The organism is Psychrobacillus sp. Z16_25, assembly GCF_056856695.1.
This window is the reverse complement of record NZ_JBXEOV010000003.1, coordinates 116,135-139,130: the sequence shown is the minus strand read 5'-3', so window position 1 is coordinate 139,130 and position 22,996 is coordinate 116,135. Positions and strand designations below refer to the sequence as shown.

Below are 22,996 nucleotides of genomic sequence, written 5' to 3'. Positions count from 1 at the left end.
GGCTCTTGTTTAACAGGTAAGAATTGTACATGAGCAGTGGAATTGAAGATAGGAAGAATAAAGGCACTTACGATGAATATTTCGTCGTAGGTGCTTTTCGTTTGTGTGGAGTTACGGTGAGTTTAAGGTATGAGGATTTAATAGGGAAATAGGATTGTACGATTAAGGAGTGGAATCTTGCGCTAAGCGCTAGGTATTTTGCGATTATTTGGTTGGATCTTGCGATTAAGCTGCGGTACCATGCTATAAAAAATATTTTGGGTTTTATCTAGAGTGGGGTTTTGCATTGCTGTGACTGACACTTGAGGAAGAGCATGCTATCCTTTATTAGCAAAAGTAACGTATTAAGTCTTTTCCATATATTTTGTTCTCTCCTCTCCTCTTTTTTAGTATAATTCTTTTCAAAGGAGTGGTTTTATGGGGAACATGCTTTTTACTGGATTTCCGGGCTTTTTAGCCTCCAATTTAATCAAAGAGCTTCGTCAACAGGATGCGGTGAGTAAGATTTATGTGCTGGTTTTACCGAGTCAGCTTCAAAAGGCAAAAGAGGTGATTGAGGAAATTGGTCGGGATGGTAAGGATATACCGATAATACCGATTGAAGGGGATATTACGCTTCCGAACGTTGGGCTTCTAGAAGAAACAATGGAACAACTAGTACAGGAAGTAGAATACATATGGCATCTTGCAGCAATATATGATTTGGCTGTTCCAAAGGATTTAGCATGGAAAGTCAATGTGCATGGCACGGATATAGTGAATCATTTTGCGCTAAAGTTTCCAAATCTCAAAAGGTACATGTATTTTAGTACTGCCTACGTGGCTGGTACTCGGGAAGGAAAGCTTTTGGAGACAGAATTAGTACAACCTCCAAGCTTTAAAAATTTCTACGAGGAAACCAAGTATAAAGCAGAGGAATTGGTGGAATTATTAAAGGAAAAGCTGCCAGTCACCATAATTCGTCCTGGGATTGTGAGAGGGGACTCCAAAACTGGGGAAACGATTAAATTTGATGGTCCATACTTTTTCATTAATATGATCACAAAGCTTAAAAAGCTGCCATTCATCCCGTATTTAGGGAAGTCTAGCTCATTCATCAATGTGGTGCCGTGCGATTATATTACGAAAGCGGCTATTTATTGTTGTTTTTCAGAGGAAGCAGTTGGAAAGACACTTCATCTTACAGATCCAAAGCCGTATCCGGTTGAAGAAATATATCGCGCTTTTGTGAAAGAGATCACAGGTAAATATCCAAAGGGGAGATTGCCGCTTGGCATTGCAAAAGTGTCTTTGAATTTCTATCCTGTAAGGAAAATGCTTCAGGTGGAGAAGGAAACAATTGATTATGTAACATGGAATTCATCTTTTGACACTACCGTGGCGGAAAGTATCTTAAGAAAAGGAAAGATTGAATGTCCAGATTTCCTTGAATCCATTCCTTCTATGATTCGTTTTTATAATCAACATAAGGACGACTCAAACTTCCATATTCAGATAAAATAATATCCCTTTTATTTGAGAAAAGTTTGTGGTAGGATAATTATATAACTAAATAGACTTTTGACTTTTGTCAAAGGGGAGTAGCTATAGGGAAACCTATTTCATAGTCGTCATTACATGGCTTAAATGCCATCGGTTATGATAGCAAGTATTACATTTGCTTAGCAAGACCTTTGCCTTTTAAAGGCAGGGGTCTTTTTATTTTTCAAAAGGAGGAACTACATTGGATTATGGAATTTTATTAGAGTATGGCTGGGTTTTACTAGTATTAGTAGGGCTTGAGGGCTTACTTGCTGCTGATAATGCAGTTGTTATGGCGGTAATGGTGAAACATTTACCAAAAGCGCAACAGAAAAAAGCGCTATTTTACGGGCTTCTAGGAGCATTTGTATTTAGATTCTTAGCGTTATTTTTGATTACATTCTTGGTAGATATTTGGCAGGTTCAAGCAATCGGAGCAGCATATCTATTGTTCATTTCGATTAAGCATATTTATGATCAAAGGAAGAAGCCAGGCCCACATATTCAAACAGATGGTATAGAGCAGGAAGCAAAAGGTTCAGGTTTCTGGATGACAGTATTAAAGGTAGAGCTTGCTGATATCGCGTTTGCTATCGATTCTATGCTTGCTGCTGTTGCGATTGCAGTAACATTACCATACTGGGGAGAATGGGAAATAGGAGGCATTAATGGTGGACAGTTCACTGTTATGTTCCTCGGAGGTATTTTTGGACTGATTATTATGCGTTTTGCTGCACATAAATTTGTTCAATTACTAGAGAAATATCCTACACTCGAGACTGCTGCATTCTTAATCGTTGGATGGGTAGGGGTAAAACTTACTGTGTTAACTCTATCGCATAAAAACGTAGGTATTCTAGATGAGCACTTCCCACATTCTGCTGGCTGGAAAATTACTTTCTGGATTGTCTTACTGGCAATTGCAATTGGTGGATACCTATTAGGTGTTGCGAAAAACAAAAAAGCTGCGAACTAATATTAAAAGCTATTCTGAGCAATCTAATGCTTAGGGTAGCTTTTTTTGTTTTAAAAATTTGAAATTAGGTATGACGTAAATAGAACTATCTTTTTATACCGTTTTTTCTTACAATAGGTTCACAGGAGTTAAATGGAAAGGACATTATGGATGAATAAAAATACTTTACGAACGAGCATGAAATTTAGTCCGGCGCAAATAATAGTCGTTTACTATTTTCTTGCGATAGGGGTTTCTGTTATCCTGCTTAACCTTCCAGGAGTATATCGTCCTGGTGTAAGAATTGATTTTATTGATAGTGTTTTTACTGCTGTTAGTGCAGTAAGTGTTACTGGATTAACCACCATTGATGTATCCCAGACGTATACAAACTTTGGCTATTTTATGATTGTCCTGATCTTACAGCTTGGCGGGATTGGGATTATGTCGATAGGAACATTTATATGGTTGATTTCAGGAAAGAAGATTGGTCTAAGAGAGAGACAGCTCATCATGGTGGACCATAATCAGTCAAAGCTATCTGGTGTGGTAAACCTTATCCGCGAGATAGTAAAGATTCTGTTGCTCATACAGGTAATTGGTGCAATTATATTAACATTGTATTTCACTCAGTATTACGACACCTTTAAAGAGGCCTTAGTGCATGGAATATTTACATCTGTTTCTGCTACTACTAATGCGGGCTTTGATATTACAGGCAATTCATTAAAGCCATATCATCATGATTATTTTATACAGATTATGACTAGTATTTTAATTATTTTTGGTGCTATAGGATTTCCGGTTCTTATTGAAGTAAAAGAATTCTTGTCGAATAAAAATAAAAATTTCCGCTTTTCATTATTTACAAAGCTGACGACCATTACGTTTGCCATCTTATTAGTATTTGGAACAGTTATGATATTTTTGCTAGAAATGACTGAGTCTCTAAAGGGTATGCCTTGGCATGAAAAGCTTTTTACGTCATTCTTTCATTCCGTATCGACAAGATCAGCGGGACTCACTACCTTCGATATTACGGAATTTCAAGAAGGGACAAATTTTTTACTAAGTGCATTAATGTTTATAGGGGCGTCACCAAGCTCAGTTGGTGGGGGGATTCGGACAACTACCCTTGCAATTGCAATCCTCTTCCTTTTCAATTTTTCAAGAGGTAATGACAGCATACAAGTATTTCGTCGAGAAATAGAATTAGCTGATGTATTTCGGGCATTTGCAGTGATTATACTGGCAGCTTTTATGGTGCTAGGGGCTACTCTTTTATTATCTGTTACAGAGAAGAATATTCCAGTAACTCACTTAATTTTTGAGATTACCTCCGCATTTGGAACCTGCGGAATGTCGCTTGGAATCACGGACAACCTGAGTACAATAGGAAAGATTGTCATAATGGGTTTAATGTTTATTGGACGAGTTGGATTAATTTCCTTCCTGTTTACGCTAGGGGGAGGAAGAAATAAAACAAAATATCATTATCCAAAAGAACGAGTGATTATTGGATAGACCTCATTAAAAAGGATAGAAGGCCTACTTTTTAACATGCCTGTCTATCCTTTCGCATATTCTCCATTATTTAGGACCCCTAAAAAGCAACAAGCACTTACGTACCCTCGTTGTGGTTCGTAAGTGCTTGTTGCGTGTTCCTTCTATAAGGCCGTGATGTTACTATCGGCATGAGGCAAAAAAGAGAAATGGGCTTTTTCGTTAAATCGGAAGGTGGTAATTAATATTCCATTCTGCTCTTTTATTTCGCCATTTTGGTATGCTTCCAAATTAATGGTGATAGGAGTAAGAAAGGTTTGTTTAAATAGCTCTCGCTCGTTCAATTGGAATGCTGCAAATTCTTCTCCTACAAGCAAAGGATTTTCCATAAGCATTTTATAAATAGCTGACTGGTTCTCCTTTGGTAGGTCATTTTCCCACCAAGGCTTACGAGGCTGGAACTTCTGCTTAGATAGATAATCGAGCTTCATTACACTTTTAACAGCTGCTAGGTTTACACCTTCGACCGTTTTCAAGAAATCGTATAACCGAGAAAATAAATCCTCTAGCTGGTGACCAATTCTCGACCAATTTCGTTCCTCCCAGTAGGTCCCAAATTGTTGGAAAAAGTCGAATGGTGTGTCAAAAACATGTGCAAATAAGTATTCAAGCGTGTCATCCATTCGATGGGCATTCCAATACTTTTCTAATACGTCTTCTACTTGTTTGATTCTCAAAATATCATCAAACGTTAGAACATTATTAGAAAAGATTTCATATGGGGCTTGGTCTACATAAACATACCCATATTTTTCTGCTTCAACTCTTAGTCCTGTCCCTCGAAGAAGCTTCAAAAAGCCTAATTGAAGCTCTTCCGGTCGCATGGCAAATACTTCGTTGAATGTATTTCTAAAGGAATCATAATCCTCTTCAGGAAGTCCAGCAATTAAATCTAGATGCTGATCAATCTTCCCGCCGCTTTTTACCATCGTAACAGTTCTTTTGAGCTTTTCGAAATTTTGTCTTCTTTTAACTAACTCATTAGTCAGGTCATTGGTTGATTGTACACCTATTTCAAAACGGAAGAGTCCCGCCGGAGCATTTTCGTTTAGGAATTGGATAACCTCCGGTCTCATGATGTCTGCTGTTATCTCGAATTGGAATACCACGCCTGGAAGATGCTCGTCAATTAGAAATTGAAACATTTCCATCGCATAGCTACGACTTATATTAAAGGTTCTGTCTACAAACTTGATAGTCTTAGCTCCATTTGCCATTAGGTAGCGAATGTCGTCCTTCACCTTTTCTCTATTGAAGTAACGAACGCCAACTTCTATGGAAGATAGACAGAATTGACAGGAAAACGGGCATCCTCTACTAGTTTCAATATACGTAACTCTTTTAGAAAGATGTGGTATATCTTCTTCAAAACGGAATGGTGAGGGAGCTTCGCGTAAATCTAATTTTGGAGGTAGCGGATTTAGAATAAATTTGTCGTCTACCACATATGCTACTCCAGGTACTTCTTTTAGTGTCTTTTTGCCATGCAGATAGTCGAGCAGCTCTTTAAATGAGTGTTCTCCTTCGCCTACAACAATATAATCTATTTCCTTCACTTGACGAAGCCAAGCATTGGTGTCGTAGGATACCTCGGGTCCACCGAGAACGATGATTACTGAAGGATCCACTGTCTTCAGCATCTTGATTACTTTAATTGTTTCTTCGATATTCCAGATGTAGCAACTAAAGCCAACGATATTTGGTCGTTTTTGGTACAAGTCTGCCACTATATTAAATGTTGGATCTTTAATCGTATATTCAACAAGAAGGGGGTAATAGTCTGGTTCTGCATAAGCCTTTAAGCAGCGAAGGGCTAAATTAGTATGGATATACTTTGCGTTCAACGTAGTCAATAATATGTTCATTATCTTTAAACTCCTTTATTTTGCATACCTATTGTAACAGTGAAACCCTTTGTCGACAATATAGTTATATTTTACCATTTGAATATATAGGTTAGTATGAAATAATCTAACCTAACCGAATTTTTTTGAATTATCTATCTAATGAAGTGAGGTCTCTTAGAAGTACTCTGTGAAAGGGCCGGTGAATTTGTGTTAGCTGAATATAATTACAAACAAAAATATGAGCAGGTGTTCCATCAATGCTCAAATGGGCTTATTTTTATAGACAAAGAAGGAGTTATATTAGACGCCAACCACACAGTAGAAAAGATATTTAAAGTGGATCGAGAAACATTATTCACACTGAATATACAGCATTTTTTTGCCACAGCCAAGAATCAGTCAGTTTGGAAAACCATGTTTGAAGATTTAATTCAAACCGGACAAGCCGAAGTATTTACAGAGCTAACAGTAATGGATGGGGAAAAAAAGCATGTGCATCTCATTTTATCTAAACAGCCAGATGCTGATATGTATCTGATAGAATTGTTCGATGATACGGAAAAGGTCTCGATAAGAAAAAGGCTTGAACACTCAGAGGCTTTAAGTACAGTAGGGCATTTAGCAGCAAGTATTGCTCATGAAATAAGAAACCCGATTACCTCTTTAAAAGGCTTTACTCAACTACTCTTAAAAACAGCTGACGGCGATGGAAAAAGATATCTAGATGTAATCGAGCATGAAATAAATCGAATGGAAGAAATTTTGACAGAGTTTCTCCAGGTTTCAAAGCCTATCGAGGATAAATATATTCCATTTTCAGTTAGCTCACTTCTAGTAGAAATCATACAATTTATGACGCCTCAAGCGGTTATGAAAGGGATTGAGTTACAGTATTCCTCTCAGTTGCCAAAAGATACACAAATCATTGGAAATAGGAAGCTATTAAAGCAGGTCTTCATTAATGCGATTAAAAATGCAATGGAGGCAATGACAGATAAAGGAAAGATTCATATCGAAGAGTTTGAAACAGATGTGGAAATTGGAATTAAAATAGTAGATGAAGGGGTAGGCATTCAAGAAGAGCATCTTGCCCAAATCTTCACGCCTTTTTTTACTACAAAGATCTCTGGGACAGGTCTCGGTTTACCTCATATGCTTCGAGTAATGGAGGCGCATAAGGGGAGAATTGATGTAGAAAGCAAAGTGATGGAAGGTACTAGTTTATATTTTTACTTTCCAAAATATTTTTAAAACACTGTTTTGACAATATTAGATTATCCCCATTATAATTAGTCATAACGTAATCATTTTAGGTGGGGTAAACAATGACAAAGGAATCATCCAATAGTGCTTTAAAATTATTTATTGTACTTTCTAGAGCACATAAAGTGATCCATGAATGCACCAATCAATTTTTTCAAGATAATGGCTTAAATCCTACGGAATTTGCGGTTTTAGAGTTACTTTATCATAAAGGAAACCAGCCTCTACAGCAAATAGGGAACAAAATCCTCTTGGCAAGTGGTTCAATTACTTATGTAGTAGATAAACTAGAGGGTAGAGGCTATATTAGAAGAGTTTCTAGCGATACCGATCGAAGGGTGACCTATGCAGAGATTACAGAGGAAGGGAAAAGCCTCATGGGAAATCTCTTTCCTCGACATGAAGCAGAACTGGAAGAGTTAATGGCTGCATTGTCAGAGGAAGAAAAGCTTCAAGCGATAGAATTGCTGAAAAAACTAGGATTATCTATAAAGAACTTGTCTTAAGAATGGCTCAAGTATCTATGCCCCTCCCAACAAAATGGGAAGCCTGGGAGAAGACATTTAGCCACCGCATTTTCCTTTAGTGAAACTTACTCGAGAGGTCGGGTGTTGGAGAGGAAAGCTCTTGAAAAAATGAATAGATACTTCTCTTTCTAAAAAAACTTCGAGCCAGGTAAGGCCCGAAGTTTTTATTTCAATTTAATTGTTTTAGCCATTTTTATAAAGGTATCGATTGCTGGAGATTCCTTTGTATCAAAAATGGTTAATTTCACGCCTAATTCACCTTGTGTATAGGAATAGCCGTAAACTTTTCCTTCCTCGGTTTCAATTTCATAGCCATAGACTTCTTCACCTTCTGGAAGGAAATAGTCGTCTTTAATCTCTTCCACCGTACCGTTGGCGTTTGAACCCTGCAATGTATTGACGAGGTTTGCTGCTTCATCATGTACATTTCCAGGTTCGATTAATTCAATTCTCATGGACTGTTTATCGTTTTCTTGGTTAAACACAAGATCCCTATTTGGCTCTTCGCCAGTAAGCTCAAATCCATCCGCTACTGTCATAGAATAGTTTAGATTGTCACTTTCAACTGTCGATCCATTTAACGGTTCTTCTGTTGCATCCTCTTCTTTCGAAACATTTGTTGTTTCCTCTGTATAAGGGCCTTCTTCTGTGTCTTCCGGAGTTTCATCCAACACAACATCTGTTTCTGTTGAGCCACAAGCTGTTAGCAGAACAGATAAGATGAGTAGAATGAATAAAGAAGATAGTTTTTTCATAGTTGTCAGCTCCTTCTAGTTAGAATTTTATGCAACTGGCAAGATGATGAAAAAGAGTACGAGTAACGTAATGTGCGCCACGATGATGAGTGGCATACTTTTTTTCCATTCGTATAGAATTCCGTATGCAGCGCCGAGAACAGTAAATACTATTGTTCCAAGATAGAATCCACTGAATAGAAATGATGCACCGTACAGAACTGCACAGATGACAATTGCATAAATAGGGGATACTAAGTTCTTTAGGTGACTTTGTAAAAAACCTCTCCAAAATAATTCTTCCCCCGGAACGATGATGATAAACAACAAAATAAAATGCCATAAGTTGCTTGGTCCAAAATCCTCTAAAAAGGTTCTAACTCCCTTTGTGGAGAAAAACGGTAAAATCTCGACCAGTTTATACGCTAATAAAACAAAAAGGTAGGAAAGGCCTCCAAATAACAGACCATAACCTAGAAATGGTAACGTTTTGAGCTCGTCCTTTATATCTCCTGCATAAAAAGCAATGGCAGCTAAGAAGAGGGTTGTAAATGAGTAGAAATACCAAAAAACTTTTTCATTAGTATAAGTAAGCCAATAAAACAAAAAGGCAAGCAATAAAGGCAATACTAACCATATAATTGTTTTTTTATTAAACAAATAAAGCACATCCTTTAAAATTAGGGCTAATTATAGGTTCCCCAAAAAATAATCGATTAAGCGAGGAAAACACTTATGATTTTGTGAATAAGGAGATGGAAAGTAGGAGGCAAGAAGTAGAGGGTCCATTCATCAATAAAACCGTTCTTCATTTAAGAGGAACGGCTCCGTTTTTAATTGTCATTGCTATGTATAATTGTATAACGCTTATGGTTAATTACAGTTTTTTCTTCTAACTCTAACTCATGGAAGTTTTCCATGTAAGTCAAATCAACAATGACGGAATTTTCGTTTACTTTTTCTACTATTCCTTGAAGTCCATCTCTGAATTCTATTATATTGCCAACTTCTGCTATTTTCATAGATTGTCCCAACCCCTCTAGAACATAATATAATACAGTTTGCACTAAAACTAGAAGTTCGTAAAGTATTTTCATAGAATGTTTTTAAATTAAAAATACTCATATGTTTTTTAATTTTTACTGATATCTAACAAAATGAAGATATTTTCAATAAGATGCTGAAATGGAAAGAGATCCAATCATAGGCACTTCCGCGAAAAGGGTTTTTGTAAAAGAGTAGGATTGTTAGGAAATAAGCTGATATAGTAAGGAAATAGAAAGTAACCTTTTAAAAAGAAATAGGAGTGTTTTTTTGTGGAAAATTATGAAGAAAAAATAGAGCAATTAAAGAATCGAGAAATCGAATTTTTAGAGATAAGCAAGGAAGATTTCCTTTCTTTTAGGGAAATTTTAGTAAAAAGGGAGGATTTTAAATACTTTTCTGGAAATGCTATGCAAGGGGGAAAAATAGTATATACTTATTTAAAGAACCCGAGAAGTTAATTTTTTGTATCATTGGAATTTCTATATTCTGGTTTATTTAATAGAAATAACAGGTAAAATGATAGAAATATTACATTTTCCGAAAGGGCGAAACCGTATGCTAGAATCTATTTTAAATCAAATGGAATATACGAGAGAAAAAATGATTCAATCTGCAGTGGAGAATGGTGTAGCTAACAGAGAAACTATTCGTTTGAGTGAAGAATTAGATCGATTATTAAATGAGTTCCATTGTCAGGTAAATAAGTTACATATAAAAGAGAAAGCTGACCTTAGCCAAAAATTGGGAGAGATTATATGAGTAGTGTTGCAGAATTAAAAAGAGAGCTAAACAAAGCGATAGTTGGGAGAGAAATAGAGATAGATTTCATGCTAATGGGGCTACTGCTCCAAGGGCATGTCCTACTTGAAAGTGTCCCAGGCTCTGGGAAAACAATGATGGCTAAGGCCTTTGCTGAAGCAATTCAAGGAGAATTCAAGCGTGTACAGTTTACCCCTGATGTGCTACCTTCCGATGTCACTGGAATCAGCTTCTTTCATCCGCAAAAGCACGAGTTTATCCTACGTACAGGACCAGTGATGGCTAATATTTTATTAGCAGACGAGATTAATAGAGCAACCCCGCGCACACAATCTAGTTTATTAGAGGCGATGGAAGAGAAACAGGTTTCCATTGATGGACAGACGATTAAGCTGCCACAGCCCTTCATGGTTATTGCTACCCAAAACCCAGTGGAGTCACAGCAAGGAACTTTTCCGCTGCCAGCAGCTCAGCTTGATCGTTTTCTATTCAAGCTATCGATTGATTATCCTTCCATGGAAGAAGAGAGAATGATTTTGCAGCAATTCGGTAAAGAGCCAGGAAAAGTAAAAAGTAAGCAGGTTGTTACGTTAGAGGCAGTAAACAAATGGTCAGAGGAAATAAAAGAAGTGTTAGTTCATGAGGATATTATTACTTACATAATTCAGATAATTCAGAGTACTAGGAATCATCCTTCTATAGAGCTTGGATTAAGCAGTCGTGCATCTCTGGCTTTATTGCAAGCCTCTAAAGCATATGCGTTTCTTCATGGCAGAAATTATGTGATTCCTGATGACGTAAAGCAGGTAGTAGAGCCAGTTTGCTTACATAGGATGAAGCTGTCCTCTGAGGGGATGCTGGTGCATACATTAACTGGTGTTATGCAAGGCTTATTAGAAGGTATTGAAGCACCAGTAGAGGCTAGCATGCAATGATTTGGAAAAGACATGATTTTGGTATGAAAGCTAGTATAAGCTATTTGTCTGTTATGCTTTTTGTTTTCATACTGGCTTTATTGTTACAGCAGTTTTTACTACTAGCCATTCTTTCTATCCCTATACTCATTACTTTGGTGGCGATGCTTTATTATAAAAGGGTAGGGAAAGGACTAGAGCTTGTTAATGAGAAAAAAAGAACGAGATTATTGATTGGAACGGACGGATATTTTGAATTAGTCTTTATTAACAAAGGCTTACCTATCTGGAATAGTACGCTTCAAATTTCCTTCCCATCGGCAGTTTCTCCTAGCGGCTTGGCTAATACAATCACTGTTGGCTTGCATGAAGTCAAGATTCCCTTTTCAATAGGCTATAAAAAGAAAGTAAAACTTCGTATACCGATTCAAGGGATACAAAGAGGACAGGCTCGTATAAAACAGCTCGAAATAAGCATTCCCCATCCTTTAATGGATGGGTCTATTCAACTTGACTATCATCCATTTATCTTAACAGATGCCATCGTGTTTCCGAAAATCTATCAGGTTGGAGATGACTTGGTTCCGTCGAGATTTAAGCAAGGCCATTTGGAGCTAAAAAGCTCGTTATTTGATGATCCCTTTTTACTTGTCGGTACAAGAGAATATCAGCCTGGAGATCAGTTCCACCATATCCATTGGAAAGCTTCCGCAAAATTGCAAGCACTTCAAACGAAGGTATTTACAAAGGTAGCTAACGTATCTGTAATGTTCGTTGTTAATGTGGTGGAGAAATATGGGATTACTGTTGATTTTGAGGACAAGCTGTCATGGCTAGCATCTCATATAGAAGCTTGCTACAAGGAGGAGCTCCCTTTTTCTTTTGCTATAAACATAAGATCAACAGGGAAAACACCGTTCATCTTTATGCCGGTTGGTAGCGGTGATAACCATCGTATTCAAGCGTTAGAGCTGCTAGCGCTAATTTCTTCGAATGCCAGCTATCTTTCTTTTGAAAAGATGCTTGCTTACATAAACGCCCATGAAGAACTGCCAACAGCGGTCTATGTTGTCACAAAAAATGCGGAACGATATAAATCCATTCTAGATAGCTGGGAGCAGCGAGCTGTTGTTTTTCAGCGTGACAATGTAAGGAGAAAAGAGCATGAATAATACTCAAACGTTTGTCACCCAACCACAGTCCCTGGGAAAATATCTAGCGGATATTTGGATTGTCACGATTTTTTTTGTAGTCATACAGCGTCAAACAATGTTCTCGCTACCGATTGTCTGGATTGTACTACAGCTGCTAATCGCTATCAGTGTGCAAATTGTTATTAGTAGGTTTAGAGGTGTACAGTATGCCACTATCCTAATACCTGTCGTTGTGCTAATACCACTTTTATCAGGTTCTATTTGGCTTTATCTTATTTCCGTTGTGTTTTCTATGTGGAGATTGGATGCGCGGTTTAAAAGACAGCAGGAAGAGCAGACTTTAGATAGTAGTTTTCTGCTTTTTTACTTTATCTCCTTTGTAGGGGTCTACCTATTTTTACTCTCCAGCAACAAAAGTTATTTGCCGGTATTGTACGTAGTCTTTATTGGAGGAATACTAGTATTTTATATTTCCCGGCTGATTGCCGTTTGGTCTGCTGCGGATCGAATGAATACAATTAGCAAGAGAATGCTAACTTTATGGATAGGCATAAGCTTGCTAATCGTTAGTCTCTCGTCTTTTCTTGTGTATTTGTTATTTCCGTTTATACGAGTGGGGATAGGGTTTCTGTTGGAAGGGTTTTTGAAAGTTTTGATGTTTATCGTTGGCCCTCCCTTAGAAAGCCTGATTGAATGGATCCAAAGTAACATGGTTGAACCAGAAAGTATACAAACTTCTACTGAAGTAGGAGAGCAATTAGAGGAACAGCCAGAAAAAACGAATTACGAGCCACTAGGTGGTTTGGACTTTTTGAATTGGCTGCTAGTAGCTTTTGGAGCGGTTGGGATTGCTGGGGCTGTCTATTTTCTTCTAAAGAAAAAGCCTGAGATATTTAGCAAAGTAGAAAATCCGATTACTTATGAAAACAAGTCTTATGAGCCTGACGAAAAGAAGAGGAATGATGGTGATTCAAGCTCTTCTTTATATCTTATAGAATCCTCCTATCTCCGAGAGGAGTACAAGAAATTTGAAGCAGAAGCAAGGCAGTATGAGTTAGAACGTCGAAAAAATGAAACTGTTAGGGAATGGTTTCATAGAATGGCTTGGAATGTAGATTCAAAATTTTATGATATATATGAAGAGGTTCGCTATGGGGGCGTCACTATTGAAGAAAATAAAGCAAAAATCTTCATGGAATCGATAGAAAAAATAAAAAATAAAATTTTTTTAAAAAAAGAGGTTTAAGAAGTTAAAAAGCGGGCATATTAATATTGAACACAGCAACATTCTCATTTCCCCCTTTTTAAGGATCATCCGAATTTATTTTGGATGGTCCTCTTTTTTTGTTACACTAAGGATATACATACACATAGGAGGGGAAACAATGAGTGGAAGTAAAATAGGATTTATTGGCACGGGAGTAATGGGAAAAAGTATTGTCAAACATTTATTAAAAGCTGGGCATGATGTGAAGGTTTATACTAGAACAAAGGAAAAGGCAGAAGAGCTCCTCCAACTAGGAGCAAACTGGGCAACCAATCCTAGTGAAGCTGCTAAAGACGCTGAAATAGTATTTACGATGGTTGGATATCCTCATGATGTAAAAGAGGTATACTTTGGGGAAGAAGGGATATTCGTTTCCCCTCAGGTTGGACAAGTGGTTATTGATTTAACGACCTCTACACCTAGCTTAGCAAAAGAGATTTCTGAAAAGGCAAAAGAGTTAGGTATGCATGCTTTGGATGCGCCAGTTTCAGGAGGAGATATAGGGGCACAACTAGGGAAGCTTTCGATTATGTGTGGTGGGGAGCGAGAGACCTTTGAGAATGTCTTGCCAATCTTGGAGACTTTCGGGGAAACCATTTTATATCAAGGATTAGCAGGATCCGGTCAGCATACAAAGATGTGTAATCAAATAACGATTGCTTCCAATATGATTGGTGTCTGTGAAGCGTTGGCATATGGAAAAGCAGCTGGGTTAGATTTGGAACAAGTATTAAAATCGATATCAACCGGTGCAGCTGCCTCTTTTTCACTAAGCAACCTAGCGCCAAGAATACTGGCTGAAAACTTCGAGCCAGGCTTTTATATTAAACATTTTGTAAAGGACATGAAGATAGCGTTAGAAGAAGCTGAGAAAATGAATATTCAGCTCCCAGGATTAGCTCTTGCAAAATCAATGTATGACCAATTGATTGAAGAAGGTTATGGAGAAAATGGGACTCAAGCCCTGATAAAAGTGTACGAATAGTATAGTAATTTTTTACCTCCCTATGATACAATTGGATTAATTGAGATAAGAAAGGGAGAGTCAAATCATGAGCATGGATCAAGGTATTTTGTTAGAGAGCGGAACTAATGAATTAGAAATAGTAGAATTTCAGGTTGGAAATAGTAGTTATGGTATCAATGTAATAAAAGTAAAGGAAATCATTCAGCCTATCCCCGTAACATTTATACCTCTTGCACATCCTCATATCGAAGGGATTATACAGCTTCGTGGTGAGGTGCTTCCTGTTATCCACATGGGAAGAGTGTTAGGCGTCACTTTTTCTTCTGAAAAAGAAAAGGAAAAATATATCGTGGCAGAGTTTAACAAACAAAAAGTAGTATTCCATGTTGAAAATGTAACGAAGATTCACCGAATCACCTGGAATCAAATAGAGAAGCCTTCTGAAGTGTATCAAGGAGGAGCGTCTCATGTAATTGGTGTCATTAAAAGAGAAGATGAGATGCTGTTATTATTGGATTTTGAAAGAATTATGGTGAACATTAATCCAGAATCAGGTATTCTTGTAGACTCTATTCGAAAATTAGGCCCGAGAGAAAGATCTAACAAGAAGATACTTATTGCAGAAGATTCTCCCCTACTTCGGAAGCTTTTGCACGAGACACTTTCTCAAGCTGGATATGGAAATACGGAATTTTTTGAGAACGGATTAGATGCTTTTCAGTACTTGGAAAGTTTAGAGCGTGTGAGCCCTGATATTTCAGAACATGTACAGATGGTGGTTACGGATATTGAGATGCCACAAATGGATGGACATACGTTAACCCGATTAATAAAAGAGCATCCGGGTCTAACGAAGCTGCCTGTGCTTATTTTTTCGAGCTTGATCACAGAGGATCTTCGTCATAAGGGAGACCAGGTTGGTGCAAATGAGCAGGTTAGTAAGCCAGAGATAGAGGAGCTTGTAAAAAAGATAGACGAGTATATCTTATAGATGAAGCTTGGGATAGTGGCTGGGGTAAATAGAATGTGGAGCATGAATGATTTTGATAAGAATCATTTGTGCTTTCTTATTTTGGAACCTTAGGTTCTCCGCTGCGTCGGACGCTTTCTGTGGGCCAACAGGAAGTTGGTTAGGAAAACGTTGTTACAGCAGATATTTGTCTAAGAAGAAAGGGGTGTCTCCATAAGCAGAAAACTTATGGGACACCCCTTCCTTGCATATAAGAAAATTGAATTATCTGTCAAAATAAGACTTCATCCGTTGAGGGAGCTTGTTAGGTACCTTCGTGTATTTCGAAACACAACTCTTAGTCGGCTTCTTTATTTTTGTGTAAGTATATTGAGGTCCAAGATAGTCAAGGAGTATTTGCTTCGCCGTTCGAAGGTTCATTTTTCTAATAGGGTTTCGATAATTGTCATCGAGATGCCCAAGGTGCGGGAGAATTTTAAAGTCTTCCTTCACAGGAATCATATGAAAATAATAATCAGCACATTGGATTAGTACGGAGGATTGCTGTTGACTTTTTTTGGGGTTGCGAACGAAATGTAGACCAATTTTCTTCGCTTTATTTTCCTTGAGCATTTTTTGAATTGCCTGTTTTTTGAGCTCATAAAGTGGTTTATTATCTATTGCAGTTTTAGCATGTCTATTAACTGTATAGATAGCTGTAGCGAGCTGTTGACTAGTATTATTATCTGGCATATAATCTCCCTCCTTTATACGAAATGATAGAACTATCATACCAATTTTCCTTGCATTTGTGTAGAATAAACAAAAAATATTATCTTATTAAAATACTTAGGGAAATAAATTTTTGAATTGTGAATCAAATGAATTTATATGGTATTATATGAGTGAATGTTCATTCATTAAAAAGGGGTGTATGACAATGTTAAAAGGCCAAACAATTATTGTTACAGGTGGATCAAGTGGGATGGGGAAGCATATGGCGATGAAGTTTGTCTCAGAGGGAGCAAACGTGGTCATTACTGGGAGAGATTTAGAAAAGCTAGAAAGCGCGAAAACGGAAATAAAAGCATATGGTAGTGAGATAGCGATTTTTCAAATGGATGTACGGAACCCAGAGCATGTTGCTGCAATGGTTGAGTTTACAGATCAAACATTTGGTGGTATTGACGGTTTAATCAATAACGCGGCAGGGAACTTTATAGTTGAAAGTGCAAAACTTTCCCCTAATGGTTGGAAGGCTGTTATTGATATTGTATTAAACGGAACATTTTATTGCTCCAATGCAGTAGGAAACTATTGGATTGAGAAAGGGACAAAAGGCTGCATGATTAATATGCTAGCAACCTATGCATGGGGTGCTGGTGTTGGAGTAGTGCATTCTGCAGCTGCAAAAGCAGGTGTTATGTCATTAACTCGAACGTTAGCAGTTGAATGGGGCAGTAAGTATGGTATCCGAGTGAATGCAATTGCACCTGGACCAATCGAGAGAACTGGAGGAGCAGGGAAGCTATGGGAATCTGAAGAGGCAGCGAAAAGAACGATTCAATCTGTCCCATTACGTCGTCTTGGAAAACCAGAGGAGATTGCGGAGCTTGCGGCATTTATGCTATCTGACAAGGCTTCTTATATGAATGGAGAGATTGTAACGCTTGATGGCGGACAATGGCTTAATCAATTCCCATTCTAAAAAATTATGAATATATGTAAACGATTTCATAGTTTTTTATTCCTTTTTTATGCTATCATAAGCTTTATAGGGGTTGTTTTCATTTAAATGGAAACAAAACAAAGGAGTAGAATTCAATGATTATTGTAAGTAGTAAGGATTTTTTACAACGGCCTATTAAGGACTATATCATTTCAGCTGAAAAGGTTGCCCATGTCCAATTAGGTAATAATGCAGAGCATGCATTGCTTGTACTAACAAAGACAGGCTATTCCTCTATTCCTGTATTAGACGTAAAATATCGATTACAAGGGCTTATCAGTGCACAGCAAATTACAGATGAAATACTTGGGATGGAACATATCGAATATGAACGCCTCCCGGAAATAAAAGTAGATGAAATTATGAAAAGCGATATAGCTACGATTCATATCGAGGATAAGTTTCAACGTGGATTAGATTTACTGGTGAATAATCCGTATGTCTGTGTAGTGGATGATGAAAATACTTTTTTAGGGATTTTGACAAGACGCGTTATTTTAAAACAAATGAAGAAGTATTTATACCAAACAAATGAAACTCAAGTATAATTAAATACAAACAAAAGAAGGCCTTTTTAACTGAAAGGGTCTTCTTTTTTTGAGGAATAAAGGACGAGTGAAAAGAAAAGAGGGGCGCATATGACTTCAGATTTTTATATCATTAAGATTTTAGCGGAGGAGCAAAATATGCGTAAGGCTGCTGAAAGATTATTTCTCTCACAGCCTGCGTTATCTTTAAGACTACAAACTATAGAGAAAGAGTGGCAAGCAAAGCTTTTCTTGCGCTCGCAAAAAGGCCTTACCCCTACGCCTGAGGGAGAGCTGGTAATTAATTTTTCCAATAAAATGCTGGAGGAAAAGGAGGAGGTATTTGAAGCGATACAATCCTTAACCTCCAAAGTGCACGGTACTCTTAAAATTGCATGTGCATCTATTGTGGGGCAAAACTGGCTCCCAAAAGTATTAAAGGAGTTTGTCCAAACGTATCCCGAGGCAAAAATATCGCTTCTTACAGGATGGAGCTCGGAAATTGTGAAGTCGATTTATGATGGGGAAGCGCAAATCGGGATTGTAAGGGGGCAAACAGATTGGAAGGGGAAAAAAATTCATTTGTTTCGAGACACTATGTATTTAGTTGACCAAGAGATGACCTCGATCGATGATGTGCTGACTACAGAAAAACCATTTATTCAATTTAAAAGTGATTCAAATTATTATCAAGAAATCCAGCAATGGTGGCAAAAGCATTTCTCTATCAATCCGAAGAGACAGATTATTGTGGATCAAATCGAAACCTGTAAGCAAATGGCGTTAAATGGAATTGGTTATGCAATACTACCCTCTATCACGTTAACTGGAAAAGAGCAGGTAAACAAAATTCCTTTAACGAATAATGAGGAGGAGTTTGAACTGACAAGAGATACTTGGTTAATTGGCTATGAATCAGCTTTTGATTTACCACAGGTGGAAGCTTTTGTGAAAATTGTCGGAAGATACACAAAAAATCTTTATTAAGGAACCTACATGCTTTAGAAACGTACTAATTATATATATGTATAAATTAAGGGGGACATACTATGCGCTTTCAAAAGCTTGCCTTGGCATTCATAGCTATTTTCTTATTCGTTCATTTATTGCCAATAAGTGCAGCTGCAGAACCAACTCTTCAAGTAAAGATTACAGCAGGAGTAAACGGAAAGGCTAAACTCGGTAAAGGACTTCCTATTACCATCACTGTTGAAAATACGGGTGATGCGTTTTCAGGTGATATCGTTTTAGATGTAATGGAAAGCTATTCACTAGGTAGTGGGCAAGTGATCCCATTTGATATTGCAGCGGGTGAAACGAAAACGATACAGCTGGCACTAGCGGGTCTTGGGGAAGATTATATGTACAACAATAATCCGAATACCAAATCAATCCATTTCTATGAAGGCGGCTGGGAAAAAGGAAAGTCTATCGATTATAAAGGGACTAAGAACCTGAGAGCCAATTTTTCAGATCCTTCTGTTTTTTTCTACATGACACTTACGGACAGTGCAGACAGGCTAGGCGTGTTTAAGCAGTTAAAAAATAATAACCAAGTGTTCCATTTAGCACAGCAAACTCATTTTAGCTTTCCCAATGAAGCGGTTGCCTGGGAAATGGCAGATTTCCTTATTGTAGATGAATATGTACTTGCTGATTTAGAGGAAAGGCAGCAACAGGCGATAAAGGATTATGTTGCAAATGGGGGCTATCTACTTGTAGGTGCATCGGATAACACTGCAGCAGAGCTTGGCCTGCTAGCGGAAAACCTGCCTCTTACGCTGTCTAGTTCTACAGCTACTCTTTCACCAGAAGAAATAAAGCCGTTAACTGGGAAGAATGTATTGACAAATGATTTGAAAATCTATGATTCTTCCTTGAAAGAAGGTGCTGTACCGCTATTTAAACTGGGAGAGCATATTGTAGCTGCAAAGCAACAGATTGGAAGCGGGGCAGTTATTCAAACGACCTTTTCTCTTGGAGATGACCCATTAGCAAAGGATCCAGTATATAAGGATTTGATGCTGACATTATTAAACTCCGTAAAGAAGCAAAACAATACGAGTATGAATTACGGTTATTATCCTTTAGATAACTTGATTTATGAGGTAGGAAATACGAATTCTTTATTTAGTTCTTTTAAGGTTTCTACCCCACTTATGATAACAATCGTTATTATTTATATGATTTTAGTTGGTCCGTTGCTTTATTTCCTGCTGAAGAGAAAGGATAAGCGAGAATATGCTTGGGTTATTATCCCTGTTATATCTATTGTTGCCTCAGCTGCAATTTTTGGTTATGGTGCAAAGGACCGGATTGCAAAGCCACAGGTTCAAGCTTCCTCCTTCTTATATGTAAATGAAGACAAGAGTGTGAATGGCTATTATGCGCAAGCTTTGTTGAGCAATAAAGGAGGAGATTTTACTTTCACGGCTCCTTCGAGTACGCAAATGTCAGCTCAGCAAAACTATAATGGATTAACTGGAAGTTCCGACAATATACATGAGAATGTCATTCAAGAGAAAAGTGCTTCAGCTAGTGAGCTGACCTTCCGGGATGTTGGGTACTGGACTGTCTCCTCCTTGTTCGGTAGTACTCGAATCGAAAATGTTGGAAGCTTTGATGTGGATTTACGAGTAGAGGCTAGTAAGCTAATTGGTACGATTAAGAATGACTTTGGCTTTACTGTAAAGGATGCTGCCGTTTGGTCTGGTACAAAGCTCATTCAGCTTGGAGATATCCAGCCTGGTGAAGAGATTTCAGTCAATAAGGATTTAGGTACTGTCATGCTGACTCCTACTGCAAATCCTTATATTAACAGTAACTGGTATACTAATCCGACAAGTAATATGGATTTAAAGACACAAAGAATGCAGTTTTTATATTCTTCTAGTAAATTACTAGACCAAGTAGGCAATAGTCCTGCTATTACAGGCTTTGCGGAGGATCATTTACTACCAGTAGAGCTGAAAGACAAAAAAGCAGATTTGTCGTCCCTTCATTTATTAATCCAGCCGTTCCAAGCTGAAACGACATTTGCTGGGGAATTTGTATTGCCAGCGACTATTTTTGATATCGATATTACGACTGATGAATACGGAAAAATGATGGAGCCTGCAGAGAATACGTCCAATCTGGAATGGTATTTGGACGATGGAGAATATCAAGTGAGTTGGAGTATGCCTGATACACTTCCGAGAGAGAAGGTAACCTATAAACAGCTGCAGGTAGCTAATACAGATCGAAATAATTTAACAGTAGAGGTCTATAACTATCAAACAGAACTGTATGAAGCAATTGAGGAAAGCCGTTTTACTGTGACGGAAGATTTAGAGAGATATATTAACCCAGATGGTGAGGTCCGATATAAATTGATTAAAAAATCGATGCATGGTGACCCTTATACAAGACTGCCAGAGATTCGTGTGAAAGGGGATGTATCGAAATGATAGAAATTAAAGGACTTACCAAAAAGTATGGCTCCTTCTATGCCTTAAATGATTTAAATCTTTCCTTGCAAGAAGGAACTGTATTTGGATTTGTTGGTGCGAATGGTGCAGGTAAATCAACAACCTTTTCTATATTGGCAACACTTTTAGAGCCAACCTCCGGTGAAGCATTTGTAAATGGAAAAAGTGTTCGAACAGAGCCACATGAGGTTAGAAAACAAATAGGCTATATGCCAGACTTTTTTGGCGTGTATGATCAGCTAAAGGCTGAAGAATATTTAGATTTCTATGGTGCCTCCTACGGTATCTCAGAGGCAGAGCGTCAAGTACTGATTCCACAGCTTCTAGAACTTGTTAATCTATCTCATAAAAGATATTCATACGTAGACTTATTATCGAGAGGGATGAAACAGCGTCTTTGCTTGGCGAGAGCGCTTATTCATGATCCAAAGGTATTGATACTCGATGAACCAGCATCCGGATTAGACCCTAGGGCACGTATCGAAATGCGGGATATACTAAGACAATTAAAGGATATGGGAAAAACTATTTTAATTTCCTCCCATATTCTGCCCGAGTTAGCGGAAATGTGTGATGAAATTGGGGTAATCGATGGCGGCCGCTTGATTGCACATGGCTCTGTATCAGAAATACAGACTCAGCTTGCTGGCGAGAGATACATCACAGTCAAAGTCAAAGGATTACTTGAAAATGCAGCTACTTTCTTTGAAGAAGATCCATTCGCTTCCAAAGTAGAGACAGATGAAGTAAAACATACTGTCACATTTAGTTATAGAGGGTCGGAGGATGATCAGATTAGTTTATTGAAGAAGGCGATGGATGCTGACATTCGAATCATCTCATTCTCAGAAGCGGAAACAGATTTAGAGGATGTCTTTATGGAAATTACGAAGGGAGCGAAATAATGATGAAGCAGGTATTTTCTAATCCAGTCTTGACGAAAGAGATCAAACTTCGCTTTCGCTCCTTAAAGAGCTTTATAGGTATTTTATTTTACTTGATTGCTATGTCTGTGTTTGTATTCGGCTTTATCATGCTTACTACTTCCTTTACTGGAACAGGTTATTTTAGACCAGAGGAAAGCTTTTTCATGTTTATTATGCTGACGTTCATTCAGCTAGGGTTAATTTTATTTATCACTCCTGGTCTTACTGCCGGGGCAATTAGCTCTGAAAGAGAAAAGCAAACACTAAATATTTTATTGACTACATCTCAAACATCTTTTCAAATTATTGTAGGAAAGCTTACTTCCTCTATCTCATTTTTAGTTTTACTGATGGTAGCAGGTCTTCCTATATATAGCCTAGTGTTCTTATTTGGAGGAGTATCTCCTGGTCAGCTTGGGTTAATATTCTTGTATTTCTTTTTAACCATGCTGGCTATCGGTGGAATCGGTATTATGTATTCTACAATCATTCGAAAAACCATTGTAGCTATGATTGCGACATATGGAACAATGATATTCTTAACGGCAGTAACTGGTTTTATTTACTTAGTCATCACAGGAATGAGTAGTATGGCAAGCGGTGCTGTATCTTCTTCTCCAGTTGGGTACTTTTTTGCTGGTATCAATCCAATTGTCCTTATGATGACATTGGTTACTCCAGGGTCTAATGATTTTATTAATGAAACTACTAATATCGATTTTCCAGTTTGGGCAACGTATGCAATTTTTTATATTCTACTAACAGTTTTAACTGTATTTATATCTGTCAAGAAGCTTCGCGTAAAAATGAACAAAAATAAAGTGAAACTTTGATTGGTGGGGGGTTTCTTTATCCCCCACCAAGCATTAGTTGAACC

The 22,996-nt window shown here is 37.7% G+C and carries 23 protein-coding genes; 18 read left to right on the top strand and 5 right to left on the bottom strand.

Features of this window, described 5'->3' with window-relative positions; all coding sequences use genetic code 11:
• The first annotated feature begins 417 nt into the window (after window positions 1–417).
• From AC1VU3_RS05220 to AC1VU3_RS05210, 3 genes are all read left to right on the top strand, one after another.
• Complete coding sequence (locus AC1VU3_RS05220; protein ID WP_482982962.1) at window positions 418–1,503, top strand: SDR family oxidoreductase; 1,086 nt, start codon at window positions 418–420, stop codon at window positions 1,501–1,503.
• 220 nt (window positions 1,504–1,723) lie between these two features.
• Window positions 1,724–2,497 carry a TerC family protein gene (locus AC1VU3_RS05215; protein WP_480388734.1) on the top strand — a complete coding sequence of 258 codons (774 nt, stop codon included), beginning with the start codon at window positions 1,724–1,726 and terminating at the stop codon, window positions 2,495–2,497.
• A 150-nt stretch (window positions 2,498–2,647) separates the two neighbouring features.
• A complete protein-coding gene (locus tag AC1VU3_RS05210; RefSeq protein WP_482982961.1) occupies window positions 2,648–4,000 on the top strand; it encodes a TrkH family potassium uptake protein in 1,353 nt (450 codons plus the stop codon).
• 143 nt (window positions 4,001–4,143) lie between these two features.
• On the opposite strand, the gene AC1VU3_RS05205 is transcribed toward AC1VU3_RS05210, so the two are convergent.
• Entirely contained in the window at window positions 4,144–5,904 is a 1,761-nt protein-coding gene (locus AC1VU3_RS05205; protein WP_482982960.1) for a B12-binding domain-containing radical SAM protein, read from the bottom strand.
• A 189-nt stretch (window positions 5,905–6,093) separates the two neighbouring features.
• Between AC1VU3_RS05205 and AC1VU3_RS05200 the strand changes: the two genes are divergently transcribed.
• On the top strand, window positions 6,094–7,137 hold the full coding sequence (locus AC1VU3_RS05200) for an ATP-binding protein (RefSeq protein ID WP_480388731.1): 1,044 nt from the start codon (window positions 6,094–6,096) through the stop codon (window positions 7,135–7,137).
• A 74-nt stretch (window positions 7,138–7,211) separates the two neighbouring features.
• The gene (locus tag AC1VU3_RS05195) at window positions 7,212–7,655 is read left to right on the top strand and encodes a MarR family winged helix-turn-helix transcriptional regulator (RefSeq protein WP_480388730.1); all 444 of its coding nucleotides are present in this window, start codon (window positions 7,212–7,214) and stop codon (window positions 7,653–7,655) included.
• Window positions 7,656–7,840: 185 nt separating this feature from the next.
• Here AC1VU3_RS05195 and AC1VU3_RS05190 read toward each other — a convergent pair whose 3' ends face one another.
• From AC1VU3_RS05190 to AC1VU3_RS05180, 3 genes are all read right to left on the bottom strand, one after another.
• Window positions 7,841–8,431 (bottom strand): hypothetical protein, encoded by a 591-nt coding sequence (locus AC1VU3_RS05190; RefSeq protein ID WP_480388729.1) that lies wholly within the window; start codon window positions 8,429–8,431, stop codon window positions 7,841–7,843.
• Window positions 8,432–8,458: 27 nt separating this feature from the next.
• Complete coding sequence (locus AC1VU3_RS05185) at window positions 8,459–9,070, bottom strand: CPBP family intramembrane glutamic endopeptidase (RefSeq protein WP_480388728.1); 612 nt, start codon at window positions 9,068–9,070, stop codon at window positions 8,459–8,461.
• Between the two features lie 173 nt (window positions 9,071–9,243).
• Entirely contained in the window at window positions 9,244–9,432 is a 189-nt protein-coding gene (locus AC1VU3_RS05180; RefSeq protein ID WP_480388727.1) for a YkvS family protein, read from the bottom strand.
• A gap of 294 nt (window positions 9,433–9,726) precedes the next feature.
• On the opposite strand from AC1VU3_RS05180, the gene AC1VU3_RS05175 reads away from it, so the two are divergent.
• From AC1VU3_RS05175 to AC1VU3_RS05145, 7 genes are all read left to right on the top strand, one after another.
• Window positions 9,727–9,915 (top strand): hypothetical protein, encoded by a 189-nt coding sequence (locus AC1VU3_RS05175; protein WP_480388726.1) that lies wholly within the window; start codon window positions 9,727–9,729, stop codon window positions 9,913–9,915.
• A gap of 97 nt (window positions 9,916–10,012) precedes the next feature.
• Complete coding sequence (locus AC1VU3_RS05170; protein ID WP_482982959.1) at window positions 10,013–10,216, top strand: Spo0E family sporulation regulatory protein-aspartic acid phosphatase; 204 nt, start codon at window positions 10,013–10,015, stop codon at window positions 10,214–10,216.
• On the top strand, window positions 10,213–11,151 hold the full coding sequence (locus AC1VU3_RS05165) for an AAA family ATPase (protein ID WP_482982958.1): 939 nt from the start codon (window positions 10,213–10,215) through the stop codon (window positions 11,149–11,151). Before AC1VU3_RS05170 ends, AC1VU3_RS05165 begins: the two co-directional genes overlap by 4 nt.
• Window positions 11,148–12,302: a DUF58 domain-containing protein gene (locus tag AC1VU3_RS05160; protein ID WP_482982957.1), complete on the top strand. Its 1,155-nt coding sequence runs from the start codon at window positions 11,148–11,150 to the stop codon at window positions 12,300–12,302. The genes AC1VU3_RS05165 and AC1VU3_RS05160 overlap by 4 nt, the downstream gene beginning before the upstream one ends.
• Window positions 12,295–13,530 carry a hypothetical protein gene (locus tag AC1VU3_RS05155; RefSeq protein WP_482982956.1) on the top strand — a complete coding sequence of 412 codons (1,236 nt, stop codon included), beginning with the start codon at window positions 12,295–12,297 and terminating at the stop codon, window positions 13,528–13,530. The genes AC1VU3_RS05160 and AC1VU3_RS05155 overlap by 8 nt, the downstream gene beginning before the upstream one ends.
• 139 nt (window positions 13,531–13,669) lie before the next feature.
• Window positions 13,670–14,536, top strand: a complete 867-nt coding sequence (locus AC1VU3_RS05150) for an NAD(P)-dependent oxidoreductase (RefSeq protein ID WP_482982955.1) — start codon at window positions 13,670–13,672, stop codon at window positions 14,534–14,536.
• Between the two features lie 67 nt (window positions 14,537–14,603).
• The gene (locus AC1VU3_RS05145; RefSeq protein WP_482982954.1) at window positions 14,604–15,509 is read left to right on the top strand and encodes a chemotaxis protein CheW; all 906 of its coding nucleotides are present in this window, start codon (window positions 14,604–14,606) and stop codon (window positions 15,507–15,509) included.
• 243 nt (window positions 15,510–15,752) lie between these two features.
• On the opposite strand, the gene AC1VU3_RS05140 is transcribed toward AC1VU3_RS05145, so the two are convergent.
• Window positions 15,753–16,220, bottom strand: a complete 468-nt coding sequence (locus tag AC1VU3_RS05140) for a YkyB family protein (RefSeq protein WP_482982953.1) — start codon at window positions 16,218–16,220, stop codon at window positions 15,753–15,755.
• Between the two features lie 187 nt (window positions 16,221–16,407).
• Here AC1VU3_RS05140 and fadH point away from each other — a divergent pair, with 187 nt between their 5' ends.
• From fadH to AC1VU3_RS05110, 6 genes are all read left to right on the top strand, one after another.
• Window positions 16,408–17,175, top strand: a complete 768-nt coding sequence (gene fadH, locus AC1VU3_RS05135) for a 2,4-dienoyl-CoA reductase (RefSeq protein ID WP_480388718.1) — start codon at window positions 16,408–16,410, stop codon at window positions 17,173–17,175.
• A gap of 116 nt (window positions 17,176–17,291) precedes the next feature.
• Entirely contained in the window at window positions 17,292–17,744 is a 453-nt protein-coding gene (gene cbpB / locus AC1VU3_RS05130) for a cyclic-di-AMP-binding protein CbpB (protein WP_480388717.1), read from the top strand.
• Window positions 17,745–17,834: 90 nt separating this feature from the next.
• Window positions 17,835–18,710, top strand: coding sequence for a LysR family transcriptional regulator (locus tag AC1VU3_RS05125; protein ID WP_482982952.1), 876 nt, complete (start codon window positions 17,835–17,837; stop codon window positions 18,708–18,710).
• Between the two features lie 62 nt (window positions 18,711–18,772).
• The gene (locus AC1VU3_RS05120) at window positions 18,773–21,172 is read left to right on the top strand and encodes a hypothetical protein (RefSeq protein ID WP_482982951.1); all 2,400 of its coding nucleotides are present in this window, start codon (window positions 18,773–18,775) and stop codon (window positions 21,170–21,172) included.
• Entirely contained in the window at window positions 21,169–22,098 is a 930-nt protein-coding gene (locus AC1VU3_RS05115) for an ABC transporter ATP-binding protein (protein WP_482982950.1), read from the top strand. Before AC1VU3_RS05120 ends, AC1VU3_RS05115 begins: the two co-directional genes overlap by 4 nt.
• 2 nt (window positions 22,099–22,100) lie before the next feature.
• Window positions 22,101–22,952 carry an ABC transporter permease gene (locus tag AC1VU3_RS05110; protein ID WP_482982949.1) on the top strand — a complete coding sequence of 284 codons (852 nt, stop codon included), beginning with the start codon at window positions 22,101–22,103 and terminating at the stop codon, window positions 22,950–22,952.
• Window positions 22,953–22,996 lie beyond the last annotated feature (44 nt).